This is a genomic window from Rhizobium sp. CB3060 (assembly GCF_025200735.1).
In the GTDB taxonomy this organism is placed as follows: Bacteria; Pseudomonadota; Alphaproteobacteria; order Rhizobiales; family Rhizobiaceae; genus Rhizobium.
Map to the genome: position 1 here is coordinate 323,689 of NZ_CP104159.1, position 22,218 is coordinate 345,906.

The 22,218-nt window shown below is 58.8% G+C and carries 16 protein-coding genes; 9 read left to right on the top strand and 7 right to left on the bottom strand.

Annotation, left to right across the window (positions count from 1 at the left end; genetic code table 11):
* Positions 1–125: 125 nt before the first annotated feature.
* From N2601_RS21020 to N2601_RS21030, 3 genes are read right to left on the bottom strand one after another with little or no spacing between them, the layout of a single operon-like run.
* The gene (locus N2601_RS21020; protein ID WP_260304749.1) at positions 126–887 is read right to left on the bottom strand and encodes an ABC transporter ATP-binding protein; all 762 of its coding nucleotides are present in this window, start codon (positions 885–887) and stop codon (positions 126–128) included.
* Entirely contained in the window at positions 884–1,924 is a 1,041-nt protein-coding gene (locus N2601_RS21025) for a FecCD family ABC transporter permease (protein WP_260304750.1), read from the bottom strand. The genes N2601_RS21020 and N2601_RS21025 overlap by 4 nt, the downstream gene beginning before the upstream one ends.
* Positions 1,921–2,943 carry an ABC transporter substrate-binding protein gene (locus N2601_RS21030; protein ID WP_260304751.1) on the bottom strand — a complete coding sequence of 341 codons (1,023 nt, stop codon included), beginning with the start codon at positions 2,941–2,943 and terminating at the stop codon, positions 1,921–1,923. The genes N2601_RS21025 and N2601_RS21030 overlap by 4 nt, the downstream gene beginning before the upstream one ends.
* 234 nt (positions 2,944–3,177) lie before the next feature.
* Between N2601_RS21030 and N2601_RS21035 the strand changes: the two genes are divergently transcribed.
* The 4 genes from N2601_RS21035 to N2601_RS21050 all read left to right on the top strand — a co-directional run bounded on the left by N2601_RS21035 (position 3,178) and on the right by N2601_RS21050 (position 12,288).
* The gene (locus N2601_RS21035; RefSeq protein WP_260304752.1) at positions 3,178–5,739 is read left to right on the top strand and encodes a patatin-like phospholipase family protein; all 2,562 of its coding nucleotides are present in this window, start codon (positions 3,178–3,180) and stop codon (positions 5,737–5,739) included.
* Positions 5,740–6,132: 393 nt separating this feature from the next.
* Positions 6,133–7,851 carry a thiamine pyrophosphate-binding protein gene (locus tag N2601_RS21040; protein WP_260304753.1) on the top strand — a complete coding sequence of 573 codons (1,719 nt, stop codon included), beginning with the start codon at positions 6,133–6,135 and terminating at the stop codon, positions 7,849–7,851.
* A 172-nt stretch (positions 7,852–8,023) separates the two neighbouring features.
* Positions 8,024–10,870 carry a peroxidase family protein gene (locus tag N2601_RS21045; RefSeq protein WP_260304754.1) on the top strand — a complete coding sequence of 949 codons (2,847 nt, stop codon included), beginning with the start codon at positions 8,024–8,026 and terminating at the stop codon, positions 10,868–10,870.
* Entirely contained in the window at positions 10,867–12,288 is a 1,422-nt protein-coding gene (locus N2601_RS21050; RefSeq protein WP_260304755.1) for a hypothetical protein, read from the top strand. Before N2601_RS21045 ends, N2601_RS21050 begins: the two co-directional genes overlap by 4 nt.
* 21 nt (positions 12,289–12,309) lie before the next feature.
* On the opposite strand, the gene N2601_RS21055 is transcribed toward N2601_RS21050, so the two are convergent.
* Positions 12,310–13,893 (bottom strand): Na+/H+ antiporter, encoded by a 1,584-nt coding sequence (locus N2601_RS21055; RefSeq protein WP_260304756.1) that lies wholly within the window; start codon positions 13,891–13,893, stop codon positions 12,310–12,312.
* A 241-nt stretch (positions 13,894–14,134) separates the two neighbouring features.
* Here N2601_RS21055 and N2601_RS21060 point away from each other — a divergent pair, with 241 nt between their 5' ends.
* From N2601_RS21060 to N2601_RS21080, 5 genes are all read left to right on the top strand, one after another.
* On the top strand, positions 14,135–14,389 hold the full coding sequence (locus tag N2601_RS21060; protein WP_104826210.1) for a hypothetical protein: 255 nt from the start codon (positions 14,135–14,137) through the stop codon (positions 14,387–14,389).
* Positions 14,390–14,662: 273 nt separating this feature from the next.
* The gene (locus N2601_RS21065) at positions 14,663–15,418 is read left to right on the top strand and encodes a transporter substrate-binding domain-containing protein (protein WP_104826211.1); all 756 of its coding nucleotides are present in this window, start codon (positions 14,663–14,665) and stop codon (positions 15,416–15,418) included.
* A 9-nt stretch (positions 15,419–15,427) separates the two neighbouring features.
* Positions 15,428–16,789: a GGDEF domain-containing protein gene (locus N2601_RS21070; protein ID WP_260304757.1), complete on the top strand. Its 1,362-nt coding sequence runs from the start codon at positions 15,428–15,430 to the stop codon at positions 16,787–16,789.
* A gap of 70 nt (positions 16,790–16,859) precedes the next feature.
* Complete coding sequence (locus N2601_RS21075) at positions 16,860–17,375, top strand: hypothetical protein (protein WP_260304758.1); 516 nt, start codon at positions 16,860–16,862, stop codon at positions 17,373–17,375.
* Positions 17,376–17,444: 69 nt separating this feature from the next.
* On the top strand, positions 17,445–17,669 hold the full coding sequence (locus N2601_RS21080; protein WP_104826213.1) for a hypothetical protein: 225 nt from the start codon (positions 17,445–17,447) through the stop codon (positions 17,667–17,669).
* Between the two features lie 53 nt (positions 17,670–17,722).
* Here N2601_RS21080 and N2601_RS21085 read toward each other — a convergent pair whose 3' ends face one another.
* The 3 genes from N2601_RS21085 to N2601_RS21095 form a co-directional block, all read right to left on the bottom strand.
* Positions 17,723–18,157 carry a GNAT family N-acetyltransferase gene (locus tag N2601_RS21085; RefSeq protein ID WP_311319457.1) on the bottom strand — a complete coding sequence of 145 codons (435 nt, stop codon included), beginning with the start codon at positions 18,155–18,157 and terminating at the stop codon, positions 17,723–17,725.
* Positions 18,158–18,193: 36 nt separating this feature from the next.
* Complete coding sequence (locus N2601_RS21090; protein ID WP_260304760.1) at positions 18,194–18,616, bottom strand: GNAT family N-acetyltransferase; 423 nt, start codon at positions 18,614–18,616, stop codon at positions 18,194–18,196.
* Positions 18,617–18,782: 166 nt separating this feature from the next.
* Positions 18,783–22,187, bottom strand: a complete 3,405-nt coding sequence (locus N2601_RS21095; RefSeq protein WP_260304761.1) for a hybrid sensor histidine kinase/response regulator — start codon at positions 22,185–22,187, stop codon at positions 18,783–18,785.
* Positions 22,188–22,218 lie beyond the last annotated feature (31 nt).

Genomic DNA, 22,218 nt, shown 5'->3' on the forward strand with positions numbered 1-22,218 from the left:
CTATGCCTTGAGGTCACGCCACCAAGGGAGATTTTGTGGCGATAACGAAGCGAGGCCGGAGAATTCTTGAGAGGCCCACCGCCTACATCTGCACGGCGAGATCCGGATGCGCACGGAAGCAGTCCTCACCGAAGATAGTGGATATGCGGTCGTAAGTGATGAGGCGACATCTCTACGCGGGCTTCGACCGAAAAGACGTCTTTCAGAAGGTCCTCGGTCAACACGACCTCCGGCGCACCGGAAGCGACGACCCTACCTTGTTGCATGATGATCAGTTGGTCGCAGAACATGGCCGCATGGTTCAGATCATGCAAAGCGATGATGCTGGTAACCGGAAGAGCGCAGACGAGCCGCATCAGGCTGATTTGATATTGGATATCGAGATGATTGGTGGGTTCGTCGAGGATGAGTTCCTTCGGGGACTGCGCTAAGGCTCTCGCCAGATGCGTGCGCTGTTTTTCGCCCCCCGACAGGCTTTGCCAGCGATCATTGCGTTTCGCCGTCATACCGGCGCGTTCGAGCGCGCCTTCGACGGCTTTTTCGTCGGCCGCAGTCCAGCCAGAAAACATGGGCAGGTGCGGAAAACGGCCGAGCTTTACGACGTCGATAACCCGCAGATTGGCATTGGTCGTGGCGTGCTGTTCGACGAAGGCGACGCGCCGAGCGATCGAGCGTCGGCCGATCGTCGCGATGTCCTTCTGGTCGAGCGTGATGCGACCGGAGTGTGGCCGCTTCAGACCGGCGAGAAGACGCAGAAGCGAGGTCTTGCCGGAGCCATTGGGTCCGAGCAGCCCGAGCATCTTGCCTGGCTGTGCCTCAAATGAAACGCCGTCGAGAACGGTCTTCTTACCGATTCTCCAGACGACGTTATCTGCCTTAATAGTCATGACGCACGCTGGAACCGGTAGAGAATGATCGAGAAGATGGGCACGCCAACCAGCGCCGTGACAACGCCGATCGGCAGGACCTGATGCGGAACGAGGACACGCGACGCAATGTCGGCGAGCACCATGAAGATCGCGCCCGCCACGGCGCAGGTCGGGAGAAGACGGATATGCAGCGGCCCGACGAGAAAGCGCGCCGCGTGCGGCACAACGAGGCCGAAGAAGCCGATCGAGCCAACTATGCTGACGATCGTCGCCGTCATCATTGCCGTCAGAACGAATAGCGCGATCCGCGCTCTCGCGACATTGACGCCGAGCGAGGCGGCCGCCTCGTCGCCGAAGGCGAAGGCGTCCAATACGCGGGCATAAAACAGACAGGCAACGAGCCCGATACCGACGACGATCGAAACCAGCGTAAATTCCGGCCACCGCACGCCGCCGAAACTGCCGAGCAGCCAGAACATCACATCGCGGGCTTGCTGGGCATTGCCCGACGTCGTGACGATATAGGAGGTCAAGGCATTGAAGAGTTGCGATGCGGCAACACCGGCGAGGATGGTGCGGTCCGCCCCGCCGCGCGTGCCGTTCGATAGCAATGCGACCAAGAGGAAGGCCGCGAAGGCGCCGGCAAAAGCCCCGGCGGACAGGGAAACCGCGCCGGCGCCGACGCCGAGGATGACAATCGCAACGGCGCCTGTCGATGCGCCGGCCGAGATGCCGAGAACGTAGGGTTCGGCAAGCGGATTGCGCAGCAGCGATTGCATGATCGCTCCTGAGAGTGCGAGGCCGGCGCCGCAGAAGACGGCCACCAGCGCCCGGCTGAGGCGATAGTCCCAGATCACAGCCTCATGGATCTTATTGAGTTCCACCGCCGTCCATCCCATGCGATTGGTAACGGCGGAAAAGGTCGTGGCGAGCGGGATCGGCAGATCGCCAATCCCGACGCTGATGCCGACGACGAGACCGATGACGGCAAATGAAATCAGCAGCAGAATGCCGAAGGCAAAAAACTGCTGAAGAGAGCGACGCGTTTCGGTCACTTCAGAAGACCAAGCGCCTTCAACTGCTCCGCCACCTGTTCGGCGCCATAAACCGTCCGGACGGTCGGATTCATGGCCTGGCCGTCCATGATCACTATCGCCTTGTTCTTGACCGCCGCGATTTGGCTTACGGCTGGATCAGTGGTCAGGAACTTGATCTTAGCTTCGGACTTGTCGAGTTCCCAACGGTTGCGGTCGAGATTGGCGACGACGATGACATCCGGATTGGCCGCGATGATGCTTTCCCATCCGAGTGTCGGCCATTCCGCTTCCGCGGTGATGGCATTGTGCCCGCCGAGCAGGTCGGCGATAAAGCCGGAGGCGCCATTCTTGCCGCCGAGATAGGCGTCGGCCGACGGGCTGGGGCTCGAGAACCAAAAGACATAGGAGAGGTTCTTGCCGTCCTTCGAAACGCTGGAGCGAAGTGCGGCCTCACGCGCCTTGAAATCGGCAATCAGGGCCTGGCCACGATCGGCGACGTCGAAGATTTGCGAAAGCTCGTCGATTTCCTTGAAGAGAAGGTCCGTGTTCCAGAGCTGAGCGCGGCTGCCGTATGCGTCCTTGGCATCCTTGGTGCTGAGGCAGGTGCTGGGTGAGAGATAGGTCGGGATGCCGACCTTGTCGAAGTCTTCGCGCTTGGCGACCTTGCTGCTCGGTCCGATCAGGCTCGGCAAGGCAGCCGCCACGAAATCGGGATTTTCCGCCAGGATCGATTCGAAGGTTGGGAATTCGACTGTCAGCAGTTTTACTTTGGAATTGGCTTCGGCAAGCTGCGGCAAGACCTTGCTCGGCCAGAAAGCGGTACCGACCATCTTATCCTGAAGGCCCAATAGCAGCATGATTTCCGCGCTGTTCTGGCCAAGGCCGATCGCCCGCTCCGGCGCCTTTTGGAAGGTAACCTGCCTGCCGCAGTTTTCGATGGTCAGCGGATATTTCGATGTGGCGAATGCCGGGGCTGCGGTAAGGCCAAGCACGGCGCAGAGACCGGAAACGGTGAGAAGTGATTTCAATAGGGTCACAAGAAAGGTCCTGATTGTTCTGTAGCCTTACAGGCCGGGCGCAAATGCCGGCGGTATAGCCTCTTCGCTGCATCAAAAACAAGACCTTTTAAGTCATATTTTGTTTGCGCCCGGGAGTGGCCGGGCATTGCACCCGTTCCAGACAGGTAAAATGCTTCATATGTCGCGAAACATTTCTGCTACAGTTGCAGCGCGCATTTGAACGACAACCATTCTTGGCGATTGGTGGGACGCATGACCCTGGATTTCGAAGCGATCTTCAAACGCGAGCTGGATGTCATCAACTTCCGGCGCCAGTCACTTCAAAATGGCGGCGTGGAAGAAAAACAGGCTGAGCGCCATCCCCCAACGGAAGGCGCGGAGAGGGCGAGGTTCCACATCCCTCGTCATCCGGCGAAACTGTCGCAGGATCATGCGGAGACTGGCAAACGCGGCACGGTCCGAATGGAGACGGGCAGCAACCTGACCGGGCTTTCTTTTTCCGGTGGCGGCATCCGCTCGGCCGCCTTTTGCTTGGGGGTCTCGCAGGCGCTGGATGCAATCACGCATGATGGCGAGCCACGGGTCTTCGACGCCTTCGATTATTTCTCCACGGTTTCTGGCGGCTGCTACATCGGTACATCCATCGTCTCGGGTATGATGCAGGAGCCCTACACGTTTCCCTTCGCCAGCAAGCTCGATTCCCAGGAGACGCCGGAAATCCAACATCTGCGGAACTATTCGAATTTCCTCGTTCCGAACGGAACCATCGATTATTTGACGAGCGTAGCGCTCCTGATGCGTGGATTGCTGGTAAACGCGCTGATCGTCCTGCCTGCCCTGCTTCTCCTTGCCGTGTTCACCGTCGCCTGCAATCCCCATTCCACTGATTTGGGGCAGCCGGATATTTTCGGCTTTCCACTGAGCGGCGGCTGGCTTCCTTTCATCACCATCAAGGGCCTGGAAGCCTTTACATTGACGATCAATGTTACCGCCGTCGTCCTCTTCCTGATGTTCGTCAGCGCGATCGCAACCTCCGTGACATTTCAGACCAGCCGGCTGATGACGCGAGAGCGACTTGCGTGGATTCTCGGCTGGCTCGTGGTGGCGATTGCCGGCGCCTTTCTCATCGAACTGCAGCCACTCATCCTCAGCGGCATGTTTGCGTATGCCAAGAACGGCAAGGTGGACATCGCTGGCTTGGAGGACGGGAGTATAAAGAGTGCCCTTCAGGCAATTGTCCACGTTGTGCCTGCACTTGCTAATGCTTTGCTTCCCGTAGCCGTGGTGCTGATCGGTGCCGCACAGAAGCTGGCAAACATCGCAAGGTCGACGCTTGGAGAGGCGACCTGGACGGCAACGCTGCAAAAATATGCGAGCCGCATGGCCCTCTATCTGGCGGCACTCGTTGTGCCGTTGCTGTTGTGGGTCTCGTATCTTTATCTCTGCTACTGGGCGATTGCACCTGAAGTCGGTCCGGCCACGGTTTCTCCGTCGGCTCCTGTCGCTTCCTCATGGCTCTCGGGTGTATTTGTCGGCATCATGAACTACATTCCCGGGAGCGGACGGCTCGGCATGGTCGGCTTCCTTTATTTATGGGCCGCCTTGGTGCTCGCCTTTGTCTGCCTGTTCATTGGTCCCAATTCCAACTCGCTCAACCAGCTCTACAGGGATCGTCTCAGCCGGGCCTTCCTGTTTGAGCGTGTGCGTCTTGGAAGCAACAAGCCGTCGGTTGATGTCGACCGGTGGAAATTCTCGTCGTTGAAGCCGTTCGATGCCAAGAGGGATCATTGGAACCAGGGCGCGGCCTATTCGCCCTATCTTCTCGTCAATACGACGATCAATTTGATCGGGTCGAAGGCCCTCAACAAGCGCGGTCGCAACGCCGACAATTTCATCTTTAGCCCGTTGCATATCGGTAGCCAGGCAACGCGCTATGTGGCGACTAAGGAGATGGAGGATGCCGTTCCATCGCTCAGCCTTGCGACGGCGATGGCGACGTCCGGTGCGGCGGCGTCGGCGAATATGGGAAACCACACCGTCAGAATATTGACCTTCAGCCTTTCCTTGCTGAACGTCCGCCTCGGCTATTGGCTGGCCAATCCGGCAAAGCTCGACGCGTTGCGCCGCTGGTGGAACCGGTGGTGGTCGAATTTCGGCACATGGTATTTTGCCAATGAGACCGCCGGCCGTTTGGACGAGAAGAAGCTGAACGTCTATCTGACCGACGGCGGTCATATTGAAAATCTCGGCATATACGAATTGCTGCGCCGCCGCTGTAAGGTCATTCTGGCCGTCGACGCGGAAGCCGATCCGAGCATGACGTTTGAAGCCTTCGTGAAGCTCCAGGTCATGGCGCGTATCGACCTCGGCATTCGCATCGAGCTTCCTTGGCAGGATATCCAGAGGAGAAGCCTGGAAGTGACGAGGGAGATGGCCTCGAACAGTGGTGAGCCGGCAAAATTCAGAGGACCCCATGCGGCCGTCGGAATCATAGAATATGGTGAGGATGAAAAGGGCATATTGCTCTACATCAAATCATCGCTGACCGGCGATGAGAACGACTACGTCATGGACTATAAGAGGCGGAACCCGACGTTTCCGCACGAGACGACGCTGGATCAATTTTTCAGCGAGGAGCAGTTCGAGGTCTATCGCGCACTCGGCTTTCACGCCGTTCAGCACTTTCTCAGCGGGACCGATGATTTCGCGCAGCCATCGACCTTGCCGGCCGGCTGGAGCGACGAGCTTGCCGCGGCTCTCGCATTGCTCAATGTCCCGCCGCAGATGCGCGCGGCCTTCAATGCGCGACTTTAGAAGGCATGGGAGAATAGATATACGATCATAAATTGCTTTAGGAATTTGCGTTACGTATTGTTATGACCGGGAAAACGGGGACAACCATTCAGGACTATTTCCTTGCGGTAATCTGAGGTTGAAGTTTATTTCAAAATGCGCAAAGATGGCCGCAACGATAAGGGAATGCGCCAACATTCCGCCTGATGGCAGTTTCGTTCGACAGCATATTTCAGCTTCGGTTGCTTGGATTTCACGCGCGGAACGCGACGGGTCTCACCAAGCGGGTTTGGCTCTTAATAGGTACTTCCGAATATTCTGGACTTGAAATGCAGGAGCAGTGTCTTTCCGCATTGACAATGTAGTTGGGAATTGGACGCGCCGGTTTATCTGTGCGTTTGGAGGGCATTCTCGATGAGAGTCTACGAAGCGATCGTGAAGGCACTTGAGGGAGTAGGGGTCGGCGCCGCTTTCGGCGGAGCGGGCGAAAATGCCGCCGGTCTGATGCTTGCCCTCAAACATTCCTCAATCAAGCCCATCATCGCCCGGCACGAACAGGCAGCTTCGTTCATGGCCTGTGGATATGCCATGCATTCGGATCATTTGGGCTTTTGCTTTGCGACCGCGGGGCCAGGCGCCTTCAATCTGTTTTCCGGACTGGCCGTTGCCATGTCGGATTCCTATCCGGTCCTGGCCGTTTCCGGCTATGCCTCCCTCGACTGGAAGGGAAAGGGCGCATTGAATGAAACCTCGGGTGTCAGTCGCACTCCGGATTCCCAGGCGATGTTTGCAGCCACCACGAAAAAGTCGTTTCTGCTGACAGATGCCGCCAAGACCTACGATGTCGTCGAAGAGGCCGTCAACCTAGCCTTCGAGGGCCGACCCGGCCCGGTTCACATCCATGTCCCGGAAAACCTGACGCATCATGGCGTCTCCGTTGACAACTACCGCGATATCAATCTCCAGCGGCGTCCGGTGGTTCCGGATTCCAAGCGGGTAAGCGAGGTGGCCGAGCTTCTGGCGGATGCTATTGCCAAGGATAGGAAGATATTGGCATTGATCGGCTTCGGTGCCGTTCGCAGTGGCGCCGGGCCGGAGTTGACGGAACTTCTTGTGCGCTACCAGATCCCCTTCGCGACGACGCTCGATGGAAAAGGCATCATTTCCGAGCGTCATCCGCTCTCTGTCGGCGTGTTCTGCGATAGCGGCCACAGCGCAGCCTGGAAGGCTTTCCTTGAGGCCGATGTGATCCTCGCGGTGGGCAATTCCTTCGCGCAGCATGCCACCTTCAATTTTCGCGATGATCTGCTGATCGGCAAGACGCTCATCCACATCAACATCGATAGCGGCGAGATAGACAAGGTCTACAAGGCCGATGCCGCCATCATCGGCGATGCAAAACGTGCGGTTGCGGCACTCAACGGAGAAATATGGCCGAAGGCTGCAGCTATGCCATCGAGACCCACCGAAGGGCGCGACTATGACGCGGAGCGCATCGTGCATCTCCTGGATGACATCCATCCCGGACAGCTTGCCCAAGCCGTCTCCAAGCGCCTGCCGAAGAATGCCATCGTGCTTGCAGACGCGGGCGCACACCTTGCCTGGCTCGGCTACTATCTGGAACTTTCGCCGGGACAGCTCTTCCGCAAGCCTGGCGGATTCGGGCCGATGGCGGGACATGTCAATGGCGCGCTCGGCGCCAAATGCGCCAATCCCGATCGTCCCGTCATCGTCGGCTGCGGCGACGGATGTTATCTGCTGTCGGGCTTCGAGCTGCTGACCGCCGTTCAATACGACATCCCTGTGATCTGGATCATTTTCAACGACGGCGAATTCAAGCTCATCAAGCTTTATCAGCTCGAAGCCTATGCGGAATCGGGTTTGGTCGAATTCGGCAATCCGGACTATGTCGCCTATGCCAGGGCCTGCGGTGCTGAGGGATACAGGGTGGAGACGATCGACGAGTTCGAAAGAGCCTTCGACGAGGCGCTCGCACTCGGCAAGCCGGCGATCATAGACGCCCACATCACACGACTTGCGCTGCCGCATTACAGCCCTTCGCCGAAAGGGCTTCTGTCCGGTATCGCAAAAATGGTCGAGGACCGGATTTTCCCCGGTCGGGGTACGCAATAGCCACTTTGTTGGTCGGCGCAATGCGCCGAAATCGGAAGGCGTTTCCTGTCGCATCGCGGACGGCGCCGGGAAACGGGGGATCATCGTCCGTCGCTTTTCAATCCCATGCATTCCCATCGATGCGATGTGCCGGAAGCCCATTGTTCGATGCGTTCACGGAGGGCGAACGAGAATGGAGTGGAGTGAATCCTATCAAGGGGGCGTGGAAGCCGAGCGCTTGATGTTCGAGCGCCTCGCTCAGGATATGATGCGTGTCCAATATAAGACGCGCAGCTATGCCAAGGCCGCCGATATTCAGCGCGCGTTTCACAGCAAGGCGGTCTTTGCGGCCATCGACGCCGAGCTGACATTCGTCGATGACTTGCCCGAAGATCTGAGGGTTGGGTTTGCCGAGCCTGGCAAGAGCTATCCGGCGATCCTGCGCCTGTCCAATGCCAGTGGTTATGGTCAGCCGGACTACAAGCCCGACCTGCGAGGCTTGGCCGTGCGGATCAATGTCTCGGATCAGGAGAGCCACGATCTCTTAGCGACCAATTTTCCGGTTTCCCACGCACGCGATGCCAGGCAGTTCGTCGCCTTCGCCAAGGCGACGGCGGGCGGAGGCTTGAGCCGGCTCTTCGGCGTGATCGGCCTCGCCCTGACTTTCGGACCCTCCGAAACCATACGGATGATCCGCAACGTCACTACAGGCCGCAACCGGAAAATCCGCAGCCTGGCGCTCGAGACCTTCTGGAGCCGCGGTGCCATCTGTTGGGGCGAAAGGCGGGCGGTGCGCTATCTCTTCCGTCCCGCACCGAACGCATCGCATGCCCCCGACCCTTCCGAGACGGATCCTAGCTATCTCTCCACCGAACTCGCACGGCGGCTGGAGGTGGGCGATATCCGCTATGAACTCTGTCTCCAGCTTTTCGTCGATCGGAAGTCGACGCCCATCGAGGACACGTCCATCGAATGGATGGAGACGGCCTCGCCTCCGATCAAGGTGGCAGAGCTCAAGGTCAGCAAACCGAAGACCGGTGACGCCGAAACCATCGCCAATGCGCGCCTTGTCGACGAACTGGCTTTCAACCCCTGGAACACGACCGATGCCTTCAGGCCGCTCGGCAATCTAAACCGGGCGCGCAAAGTGGTCTACGACGCCAGCTCCGCCTATCGCCACAGTTTCCGTTGGACAAGCCCGGTGCCGTTCCGCAACCGGCTGGCGGGAAGCATTACGCGTAGCGCTTTTCTGGTCATCAACCGGTACATTGCCTGGCACCGACTGCCGCTGCGGTTGAGCCTGCTCAATCTCGATGCTTTCCGCTATGTCTTGCGTGAAAAGAACCTGATCGGAACCGATCCCCTCGAGGCGCCGCCGGTCGCCCGCCCGACGCCACTACCGGCGATTGCCGAAGGCGAGCGGCAGATGCGAACCTATGACGGCACGTTCAACGATCTATCGGCGCCGAAGATGGGCGCCATCGGTTCGACCTTCGGACGCAACCTGACACCGGCTTTTGCGCCCGAACTGTTCGACACGCCCAATCCGGTGGTGGTTGCGCAGCAACTGCTGCATCGCGACTCGTTCATTCCGGCGCGCTCGCTCAACATCCTCGCCGCCGCGTGGATCCAGTTTCAGGTCCATGATTGGGTCAACCATGCCCGCCATCCCCTGGGGGAAAAGGACGTCGTCGTCGGTCTTCCCGCCGGCATGAAATGGACCAGTGAGGTCGGCGGCAAGCCGGAAGACGTGATGCGAATTGCCGGCAACATGGAGATCAGCGGCTATGACGGCAAGCCGCCCATCTATTTCGGCAATGCCGCCTCGCACTGGTGGGACGGATCGGAGGTTTACGGTCCCGATAGCAAGAAGGCCAAGGACCTGCGCGAGGGCCCGAAGATACGCCTGGTCAACGGGCACTTGCCGGTCGATGTCCACGGCTTCGAAGTGACAGGCTTCAATGAGAGCTGGTGGCTCGGCTTGAGCGCCATGCACACGCTTTTTGCGCGTGAACACAATCTGCTCTGCGACGAGCTTCGGCGCCAATATGGCAATTGGGACGACGAACGCGTCTACCAGACCGCCAGGCTGATCGTCTCGGCGCTGATCGCCAAGATCCACACGGTCGAATGGACGCCGGCGATCCTTGCTACCAAGGCGATTGAAGTCGGCCTTTCCAGCAACTGGAACGGCCCGCCCGCCAATGACTGGCTGACGAAGGCCGGCCTCTGGCTAATCGACGCGCATGCCTCTACCGGCATTCCGAAGACGATGCCGGATCATCATGGCACGCCCTATTCGCTGACCGAGGATTTCGTCACCGTCTACCGCATGCATCCGCTACTGCCCGACGACTACTGCTTCTATAACCACATGACGGGCGCCAAGATCGCCGAAAAGAGCTTCATGGACATACAAGGCCCGGGCGCTGACGAGATCATGCGGCAATATGGCCTTCGCAATACGCTCTATTCCTTCGGAACGGCGCATCCAGGCGCCATCACGCTGCATAATTTCCCGCGCGCACTTCAAGCCTTCACGCGCGACAAGGAGATCATCGACCTTTCCGTCGTCGACCTCGTGCGGACGCGACGCCGTGGCGTGCCGCGCTACAATGATTTCAGGGCCGGTCTGCATCGGCCGCGGATCAAGCATTGGGAGGAACTGTCGACCAACCCGGAAGACGTGCGGCTGCTCAAGGAGATTTATGGCAACATCGACCGCGTCGACACCGTGGTTGGCCTCTTTGCCGAACCACCGCCTGCCGGCTTCGGCTTCAGCGACACCGCTTTCCGCATCTTCATTCTCATGGCGTCGCGCCGGCTGCAGAGCGATCGCTTCCTGACGGTGGATTTCCGTCCGGAGGTCTATTCGCCCTTCGGGATCGACTGGATCGCCAACAACGGCATGACGAGCTTGATCCTGCGGCATTGCCCGGATCTCGCGTCGATGCTGCCGCGCAATGCCAGCGCCTTCGTGCCCTGGCGGCCGGTCCTTTTCGGCGGCGAAAAGCAGGATCTGGAAAAGAGGGCATCATGACCGACCGACCCGGAGCAGATGATCTTTCGCCAACAGATGCGGTCGCGGCCAGAACCTCGACCGGCAACCGCGGTCTCGACGCGCTGTTCCGCAGGCCGCTCATCGAGACGATATGGCGCCGGCGGACCCATCGCGTGAGCCAGGGAAGCTCGGTGCTGGCCGGCACGATGAGCTATGAGTCCCAGCAGCCGCGTGAACCCCTTTCAGAGCTTGAAGAGGCGATGCTGATCGCCATCACCGGTTCGACGGGGCTCACCATGCCCGACCGGCCTTTCGAGGACCCGGCCACGCATCAGCCGATCATGGCCAAGCCGAACCTTGTCATGGAGGGGCGCACCGCCGGCAGCCCCGACAACGCTCAGGGCACCCATTTCTTCATGATCAACGACAGCGGCACCTATTTCATCCGCAAATTGCCGCCGCCGCCGGACGGCGAAAAAGCGCTGACGGCGGAACGGCTGATCGCCCGGGCGGCAGAGGCAAAGGTGCGCATTCTCGATCACCGCCTCGATGTTCCTGACGGCAAGCGCGCCTTTCCCGCCTATCTCGATTCCAATCGCTTCCTGTCGAACCTGCCGGGCACCACGATCTTTCTGCCGGTCGTCGATCTCTCCCGGCAATATATCAACGGCATGATGTATCTTCTGACCCAGCCGGACGGCGCCCGGCCGGCAATCGTCGACGACCGCAATTTCTATCGGCTCGCCGGTGTGAAGCGCTGGGTGGACAAGGGCTTTCTGAACAAGGATATCAAGATCCCGCTGGGCGTCATTGGTTCGCTACGGACGCAGATCGAGGCCGACCTGCTGTTGCAGAACATATTCCTGACCGCCGATGCCATGGGGCTCGGTGCCTGGATCCATGGCTCCATAAGCCCGCCCGTCCTCGTCGGCGATCCGAAATTTGTGAAGACTTACGGTCCCCTGCTGGGGTTTGACGTCGTCACGCCACGCTGGCGACTGATGGACATTCTGCGCTGGCAGGTGCCCTTGCCACGTTACGCCAACTTGCGCAGCAATCCGATCGGACTGCGTTTCAAGGGGGAACACCTGATCAAGGGCATGTCGCCGCCCTACTACGACAGCATGGCCGACGCCGTTACCGCCGTCGTGGAGGAGAAATTCGGCAAGAACGGCCTCTTCAATGATCAGGCACTCTTTGCTGAGATCTACAAGGACGATTACGGCAAACGCTATCTCGCGGAGGCTGCGGTCTACAACGACGACGTGATCGGCTGCGCGCGCGACATCTGCACCTATATTTACGAGACGCATGGCCGGTTCCCCGCGCATTGCGATGCGATCCATGTGCCGGGCGTCTGGCTGCAGGCGCATCACATCGAGATCGACTATTACGACCGGTTCTTCAGAAACGGGCTCACGGACGCCCACCGTTCCCATAGCCAGGACTGGCACTGACGAGAGCAGGAGCGCCCGCGGTCATGACTTTGCGGAGATCGCGCTTAGCTCCTCGAGATCCAGGTCTCGCTCCAGTTCGCGCAACGTCTCGTCATCGATATCGCCGGCGCGATGAAGCCGTATGAGTTCGCGACGCCCTGTGGCAACCGCTTCGAGAACCACATCGAAATGGGCCTGGAGCATAGGCGAATATTGTTCCGTGCGCGCTGCATAATCGACAATTGCCACAGCCCTGCGCTGATATCGCTCCAGCAATTGCGGATGAATGAGCTTCCCTTCACTGTCATAGGCCAGGCTTTTGACGGTCGCAAATTGCGCTTGGACCATGGCAGCTTCGGCTTGGCTCATGGTGAGGCGCGCCTTCTCTGACTCCGGCTCGCTCAGCCTTGCCCAGGTGATCACGCGCCCAAGCGTTGTCCCTTGGACAAGCACAGTTCCGACAATGACGGCGAACGACGTGACCAGGATGAAGTCCCTGCCGGGAAAACCCTCGGGCACGCTCAGCGCCAGGGCCAACGTGACGACACCACGAACGCCGGCCCAGCTTAGGACGGTTACACCCCGGACGCCGAGCGGCGTATGTCGATCAAGCCCCAAAACATTGCAAAGTTTGATCACAAGGTCGGATCCGAAGACCCAGCCGAAGCGCGCCAGGGTGAGTGCAATCAGGATGACCAGTATCGGCAATCCCATCGTCGCAGTGACAACGCCGAAGCCGCCCCCGCGTTCGACAACGCCCCGCAGCGACAATCCGATCAAGATGAAAACCGCGGCTTCCATCAAAAAGATGATCACCGTCCAGAATGACGTGCCGCGCATGCGTGTCGACGCCGAGAGAACCGTATGCTGGTGCCAGCTCGCGATCAGGCCGGTGGTCACCGTTGCGATGACGCCGGAAACATGGATTTGTTCGCCAAGCAGATAAGAGGTCCAAGCCAATAGCGTTGTGGCGGCGATCATCAGATATTCATCGTGCAATTGCTTCACGAACAGGACCCAGACCGTTCCGACGACGATGCCGACGAAGGCGCCGCCTGCCGCCAAAAGCAAAAAACTTCCTGCCGCATCGACTGTGCTGAAAGCACCGGTGACACCGGCAGCGACGGCGAAACGGAAGAGCACCAAGCCGCTGGCATCATTGAGCAGGCTTTCGCCTTCGAGCAGGATTTGCAGGCGCCGGGGCAACTTTACCCGTTGCAGGATAGCGCGAGCGGAAATCGCGTCCGGTGGCGAAACGATCGCGCCTAGTGCCGCGCATGCGGCCCAGGGCAGCGATGGAAACAGCAGATGGGTCACCACGGCCAGGACGGCGCATGTAAAAAACACCGCGCCAATGGCGAGCGAGGCAATGCCGATCAAGTGGCGGCGCAATGGACGAAGCGCAATAAACCAGGCTCCGTCCATGAGTAGTGGCGGAAGAAAGATGACGAGCACCAGGCCAGGATCGACCGTAATTGTGGGCAGACCCGGCAGGAAGGCAAGCAACGCGCCCCCGGCAAGCAGCGCCACAGATGGCGGCAGCCCGAACCTGTGGGCGGCGTAATGCAGCGCGATGATCGCCACAAACATTCCGATAACAAGTTCAAACAAATGTGTGGGGTCCATGCGCCTGCGCCCTGATACAACTATCGCGGTGGGTTTTATTACAAAGCGCCTTTCGTCGAAACGCAATCGTCTATCAATCGTATGAGTCTTTCTCGCAACACCCGGCGGGCAATTCGCGGCTTGAACGGTTTGCGCTGGATTCCAGCGATTCAGTCGCGGTATTCGTCAGAATAAGAGGCGATTCGCATCGGCAGGACAGTGGCTGAGGGCGTCCGCCCGAATCTCCCTAAACAGGATACTCATGAACGCGGACATGATAGCCGCATGGGCGGCGCAGAATGGATTTCATTCACTGGATTCGTCGAATTTTCGTTGGCATGACGAGGCGCGCACGATCACCATCGAGATAAAGCGGTTGTCGGTCGTACTGATCGACGAAAGGCCAGGATCGCGTCCGCGCCTCATCTCGCGGCTGTTCAAAGATATGCGCTCCGCAAGCGAGAGTGGCCGGTTCGAGAGACTTCTGCTGGACGGCTATCTACCGAAGGCCTTGTGAAACGGCGTTTGAAGAAGGCAACTCCAAGCCGTATTCCTGTGGAATTGGCAATCCCATCGTTCGAACTGAAGCTTTTCCGCCCCTGCATGCGTTCTGTCATAAGCTGACAATCATGCGGAATATCGCTCAATCACCAATATTACCAAAGCAATGGGGAGAGGATTAGCATCCTTGTTGCACTCGCCGGCGAAAGCATCGAAATTGAGCAGGCGCTATCACTCTTTGTTATCGGTTTCCTCCTAATATCTTCACAATACTATGGTGGGGAAACAGATGATTGCTCGGCTTCTACTCGTTGCCTTATTCTTTGCAGGCTCCCTTGGCCTGGCAATGGCGGGCGATCAGCTTCGCATTGCCACCGAAGGTGCGTATCCGCCCTTCAACTTCAAGGACACGTCCGGGCAGCTCGCCGGATTCGATGTCGATATCGCCAAAGCGCTCTGCCGGCAGATGCAAACCGAATGTTCGCTCGTCGCCGTGCCGTGGACGGAGATCATTCAGGGTTTGGCGGACGATAAATACGATCTTATCGTCGCCAGCATGGCCTTTACCGACGAGCGAGCCCAGAAGATGGAGTTCTCCGCGCCATACTACCGTTCGCATTCGGTGCTGATTGGCGACTCGGACAAGTTCCAGGATAGCGCGCCGGCGGCCCTCACTGGCGTTCGCATCGCGGCGGCAACGGGAACCATTCAGGCTGAATATTTGCAGAAGGCCTATGGTGCGAGCAAGGCCGTGCTGGCGAAAGATCAGCCGGCGGCCCAACACCTGCTACTGGATAATAAGGCTGACCTTTTGATCGGCGATGCCATTGAGCTTCTCAGCTTCCTGCAGACGCCGGAAGGCGCGCGCTTTGGTTATGTCGGTGATCCGATTTCCACCGAGTTTCTCCAAAGCTCGGCGCATATCACTGCAAAAAAGGGAAATGCAGCTCTCATTCAGAAGGTGAACGACGCTTTGAAGCAAATCAAGCTCAATGGCGTCTATGATCGCATCAACGATGCCTACTTCCCCTTCAGCATTTATTGAGCGACTGGCATGGATGATATCAAAGGGTCGAGTAGGCGCCAGCTCTCGCTCAGCTTTGTCGGTCGGCTTGTTCTCCTGGGTGTTGTCAGCTACTCGCTGATCGCCGCCGGGATTTCGCTCGTCCTGCTGAATAGAATCGAGACCCAAGCAAACTTTACCCGTGATACCCAAATCCCGCTCATCCTGACACAGACGCGGAATGCGGTAAAAATCGAACGTCTCTCCTCTCTCCTGCGCTCCATCTATCTGGCGAAAGATCGCAGATTGGAGCGGCAAATCCAATTGCAGATTCAGGCCCTCACGCAGGGATTCTCGTTCGATCAAAATGCCCGTCTCATCGAAGGGTCGCGGCAAATCGCCGATGAAACCAAGATCATCGCAAAACTTCGTCAGCAGGCCCGCGACCTGCGCGAGGGCGAGACGTCGTCTGCCACAGCCGCATCGGATGCCGACGATGTCGATAAGCTGACGACGCAATCCTATGACCGCGCCATGCACACGATCGATGCGATGGCCGCACAGTTAAGCGGCGATGCTGCGGTCGTGGCCGACGATCTCGCAAGCGAAATCCAGCGAAGCGCAGGTCATATGCAGGTCGGGTGGATTTTGATCCTGCTCGTTCCAAGCCTTTTCGCCACCGTCTTGCTGATCGCCGCAAGACGTCACCTCACGGCGCCTATTGTGGCCGCGATCGATAATCTGGAGCGCATTGGAAAGAACGAGCGGGTCGTCAGTCTAAAGCGCGCTCCGCGCATCGCGGAACTGGCAATGATCGATGCTGCGATCGTGGCTTATGGACAGGTCTCAGACGATCTGCACCGCACCAATGCCATTCTGCATGGCTTGGCGGAACAGGATCCGTTGACCGGACTGGCAAACCGCCGGACCTTCGAGAACCATCTCACATCGGCCTTGAGCCGGCGATCCACCGTCTCTCCTGATCTTTCGATTATTATGGTCGACGTCGATCACTTCAAATCCGTCAATGACACATTCGGCCATCTGGTTGGCGACAGAGCTCTCGCAGCCGTCGCCGATGTGCTGAGCAGCCTGACCTGGCACGCCAACAGTCTCGTCGCACGATATGGCGGGGAGGAGTTCGTTATCGTCCTGGAAGACTGTTCGCAGCATCAGGCGGTCGAGCGCGCAGAAAGCCTGAGGCGTTCCATTCAGGAACTTTCGATCGAGACGCATGGGGGGACGTCTTTACGACTGACCGCTAGTTTTGGCCTCGCAGTGGCAAGCCATGCCAGCGATGCGCCGGCGGAAATTGTTGCGGCGGCTGACGGCGCCCTCTACAGCGCAAAGAGAAACGGTCGCAACAATGTTCAGGTCGCATCGCGGCCCGGCGAGATGTCAAAGGCCAGTTAAGTCCTGCGGCGCTCATTACGTCGTCTTCGATCCGGCCGCCGGACGCCCCAATCTCGATTTCGGGAGACGAGTGAGGCAGCAGACATCAGCTACTGCCTACATCGGCTATGGGCAGTTTGACGACGTTGCGGGGTTTGCTGCCTGGTCCTGCTTCATCGTTGTCGTGTTCTTCGATGTCGACATTCCGTTGCAGTCGCTGGCCTTTCCTTTGTCGTTGCTGGCGCCGTTGCCAGCCGCGTCGCCGCTGTTGGTGCCGCTGGTTGTATTGGCACCGGAGCCCTTGTTGCTGTTCATGCCGTTGTCAGATCCGGAGCCTGAAGGTGTCGAGGTCCCAGAACCCGCTCCGGATCCGCTACCGCTGGTGCCGGACTGTTGGGCCAGTACCGACGTTGCAAGGCCGAGGGAAAGAGCTGAGACTGCCAGGATTTTCAAGAACATGATTTTCTCCTTGGATGTTCTCTGTTTGCCGACGTCGAACAAATATCGGCCTGGCATGTTCCAAAGATTCCCGCTCAGCAACGCTAACAGATCATGCTTCGATGATCTTGGACAGCGAGCGAACATTGCTATTGGGGTAGTAGATTAACTGCTTCGAAGCTCCGTTTTGCTACAGTAGGTTCGCCTCGAAAACCCGTCGGCGAAAGAGAGCCTGAGCATGCAAACAGTCATGGATTTTATGAAGGCTGCTGTGGCGCTTATCACAAGCCTCATTGTTTTTGTGTTCTTTATCTTGATTGTGGTGGCGCAGGCAGGTTGCCCAATTCCAAAATGCAGTGGTCCAGACGGTGATATCTGGATGGGGCCGTTCGTCTTCAGCTTCATCGGCATTCCGGCTATTCTGCTTTTGGCTTTGATGATTTTTATCAGCCGACGGCGTTGAGAAGACGGGAAGGTCAACGGCAGCAATTAGCTTTGGTGGATGCGCCAAGGCTCTCACTTTAGTGTCTTGGTCATCGGATAACCCGAACTCGTCCCAAAAGCGCCGCTTGATGCACCCACTTCAAGATACCCATTCGACCGATAGAATTGACGAGCGGTTTCGGTGCTGGTCAAATTGCACCGGGTATTTCCGCGCTCGCCCGCTCTCTTTTCAAGGGCGCTGAGCAAGGTGCGACTAACCCCTCGAAACCGGGCGTCCGGTGAAACGTAGTTCAAGCTGATGGTTCCAGCATCTGTCACAGCGCCCACCGCGAGAATCTCGCCGTTCTCGACAGCAACGAGCAGCGAATTGTCGGGTCGGTTGATCCAAGCCACAAAATTGTCGACCGTCTTGTTGCCGAGCCAACCTGCCAGAATTGCCGGATCGTTCTTGTGGTCCGCCTCGCACAGCTCTGAAATTGACCGCCTCAAAACAATGCAGCCAGCCACGGCATCCTCCGGTGTAGCGTCTCGTATTTCCATGCTTCAAAAGACCTTTCGGAAAAAGACGCGTTCCTTGCCCCTTGGATAATCTTGCAGACTGCCGAAGCGCTCATACCCCTGCTTCTCGTAGAACCCCGGAGCCTGGAAACTGAACGTATCCAGCCAGACGCCGACGCAACCCTTTTCCCTGGCGATTTGCTCGGCTTGCGTAAGGAGTGTAGATCCCAAATTTTCACCCCGAAGACTTTCCGGTACGAAGAGCAATTCGACAAACAGCCAATCGTAATAGAGCTTCGCCCATAGCCCGCCGACGGCGTCGCCCGCCTCATCGCGCAGCATAATGCCTATCGGCTCATATCTGTCGTCGCCCGTTTTCGCGTCGTTGAAAGCCAGCAGAGGGTTAAGTATCGCCTGGCGATCGTCGTCCGATGGATTGTCGAGAATGGAGACGGTAACAGGTGACATGTTGGTTCCCTTGCATAATCGTGATGTTGTAACGAACGGACGGTCGCAGTGCAGACTGCTGGTGCAATCTTAACGGTAGATCTGGACGGTTGTTAAGCGCCCGGCCTTTCAAGATGCAGACGGCGATGAGACTCTCATCGACGCCTCGACGAGGTACTTGGTCCCGTCAGCTATTATTGCGGCCATCGCGGACCATGGCGCGCAACTGATCGAGATCCCGGCGCAACGTCTCGACGAGATCGCCGAGGTCGGCATCGAAGCCGGTTTTCATGGCGCAGGCCAGTGCGAATTCGCCGGAGCGTATAACGTCACGCCAGCGGGGTTGGAGCGGCAAGGTTTCGAGCAGCAGATATTTTTCCAGCGTTCGCGCCTGCAACGAAGAGCGGTCGAAGTTCACGCGCCAGATACCGCTGCTCTCCGCGAAGTCGATTTTGCCTTTGCCGGTCATCCGTTTCCAGAGCTCCAGGCTCTGTTTCATGACGTCGATGACGATCAAACGAAAGGCGCGTTGCTGTTCGGGCTCGCCCTGTGGTTCGATGGGTGAGGTATCAGCGCGTTCCGGCTCAGGTGCCAAAAGGGCCAGGTTGGCGCCGGCGCTGTCGATCGCTCCCAATACGTGGTGGACCATTCGGTCCCTGCGGGGCATGTCGCCAGCCGAAACTGCCGAGACTGGTTGAATAACAAGAGCAAGCCCTCCGCCGGTTCCGATGTCGAACTCGAAGACGTTGAGAGCAAACGCGTGGCCGCCGAGGCGAACGCTTGACAGGTAAAACTCTCCGTCCCGCTTCACGGCCTGATACATGCGTTCCGCGAGCTCGGTGCCCGTCAACGATGAAAGCGCTGTTTCATGCGCGATGATTGGCATGCTTAACATGCCAAGGGCAGCCTGGTTTGTGTAGATGATGCGGTGCTGGCGATCGGTGCAGAGAATTGCCACCTCGAAAATATCGAGAAGCCTCGCCATACGTTGCTGCGACAGCCGAAGCGCATCCTCGACTTCGACCCGCCGCTCGATTTCCGCCCTGAGCGAGCTATTCTCACGGAGCTGGCCGCGTGCACGCGCAGCCTCCAGCAGCGTCGCCACGCGGGCCAAAAGCTCGTCCTTGACGAAGGGTTTGACGACATAATCATTTGCGCCATGTTCGAAGCCAGCGATCACATCGCGCGTCCGGCTGCGCGCCGTCACCATGATGATCGGCACATCGAGCAAGTCGTAGCGCTCGCGGATGGCTTTGGCGACTTCTAGCCCGCTCATGCCCGGCATCATCACGTCGAGCACGACCAGATCGGGTTTCAGTCGATCGATGAAAGCCAGTGCATCCGCCCCGTTTTCGACCGCGCGCACGACATAGCCGACCGGCTGCAGGACATTGCGCAGCACCTGGATGTTGATCGGCTCGTCGTCGACCACAAGGATCAGCGGTACGCCGGGCGCCATCGGCGCATCGGTGGCGATCTGGCTGCGAGCGATCATGTCTACCGTCTCGTGCAGCCGTTTCTGATCGAGTTCCTCGCCGAAATAATCGACATAGGACGGCTCGACTGCCGCAGCGGGCAGGACGAGCGTGAAGCGCGATCCTTCGCCCAGCACGGAATGAGCAGTGAGTTTGCCATTGAGGAAGGTTGCGAGCTGACGGGCGATCGTCAGCCCCAGACCGGTGCCGGCAGGCGGCCGCGTGCCATCCCCGAAACCCGCCTGCTCCAAAGGTTGGAAGATGCGTTCGAGGCTATCGCTGGCAATGCCGACGCCCGTGTCCTCGACGCTGATCGCAACATTCATCCCGGCTGGCGTGGTCACGACGCGGATCGTGCTCTGGCCGGCATATTTGATGGCGTTTCCGAGGAGATTATAGAGGATCTGCTCGAAGCGCACGGGGTCGGCCATCACGAAGGGGATGTCCTCGGGAATGTCGACCTCGAGGGCCACCGGCTCGCCGCGCAAGAGCGGTTCGCACATTTTCAGCACGCTGCTCACGCTGGTTGCAATGTGCACAGGATGGATGTCGAGCCGCATGCGGCCCTGGCGGATGCGGTAGAGATCGAGGAGATCGTCCACGAGGCGCGAAAGCCGCCGGGCGCTGAAGCTGATGAGCTGAAGCTGGTTGCGCTGGGCTGTCGTCAATTCCCCGGCAACGCCCGCCACCAATGTTTCGGAAATGCCGATGATGCCGTTGAGCGGGGTGCGCAGTTCATGCGACGTGTTGGCGACGAAGGCATCCTTCATCCGGTCCGCCTCTTCGAGCGCCTTGTTCTTCTCCTCAATCAGGCCGACATGCTTTTCCAGCTCGGCATTCTTCTGATTGATGAGGTTGAGCTGCTCGCTGACAGCATCGCGCATGCGCGTGAAACTCGCCGTCAGCCTGCCGAGTTCGGACGGGTTCTTGATTGTCGGCATGGCGTGATCGAGATTGCCATCGGCAATCGCGCCTGCCGCGTCGGTCAGGCGCTGCACGGGCCGGGTCATCGTGCCGGAGAGATAGAAGACCAGGGCGGTGAGCACTGGCAGCAGAACCAGAGCCAGCGTGATGACGATTTGCCGAAGCGAATTGCTGTTTGCGAAGGCGACCGAGTCCGGCACTTCGGCAACGAGGCTCCAGGGAACGGCGCCAAAATGCAATTGTGTGCCTGCCGCGAGCGCAGGAACGCCGCCAAGCCCATCCTCTACGAGCGCTGCGCTAGAAGGCGCGCCGTCGGCGCCGGTAGCCGCGGAATTGCTGGGCATGCCCGGTTTGCCGCCTTCCGGCGCCGAAATGTAGAGACTATCGGAATTGAGGAGATAGAGGCTGCTGGTCCCGCCCTGCTGCGATTGAACGATCCGGTTGAGCCCTTTGGGACCGAGGCGGAAGATGACCATGCCGCGCACCTTGTTGTAGAAGGCGACGCGGACGGCGACGTAGGCGGCGAACTTGCCGGTGACCGGATCGGTGGTGAAATCGCCCACCAACATGGTCTGGTCCGGCGACGCTTCCGTCATGGCGCGCGACAGGCGGGAGAGGGGCGTCGCCGCAACCAGCGTCTTCAGGTCCGTACCGAGATAGCGGTCCTTCTCGACCGAATAGACGACACGCTGGTCCGGCGTGATGAGGTAGAGGTTCTCGAATTCGGACGTGGTGACGAAGCTGACGAAATCATCGTGAAACTGCTGATGGGCGTTGGCATATTCCAGCGCCGAGCGCAGCATGGCGTCATTGTCCTTCGGCAGCAGCGCTTCACCGCCGCCATCGCGATCGATTCCGAACATTTGATGCAGGATAGCGGTCGCCCGCTCCGGGGACGGGTCGATCTTCCGGAACGCATAGGCAAAGCCATAGAAATCGCCGATCGAATAGCGCACGGCATTCGACTGGCTGAGGCTTTCCGCCTGCCTTGTGGCAAAGGTCAGATATTGTTCGATCTCGCTGCGCTTGGCGTCGCGAACGAAAGCGAGCTTCGCGAAGGTTTCTGCCGTGACGCTGCGATTGAGGATGTAGAAGAAGGCGGAGGCGGTGGCCAGCAGCGGCAGGAGGCTGATCGCCAGAAGGATGAGCAGAAGGCGGCCGCGAAATCCGGATGGCGATAACACTCTCAGCATCGGCAGCATTTCCGCATCATCTCTGGCACCC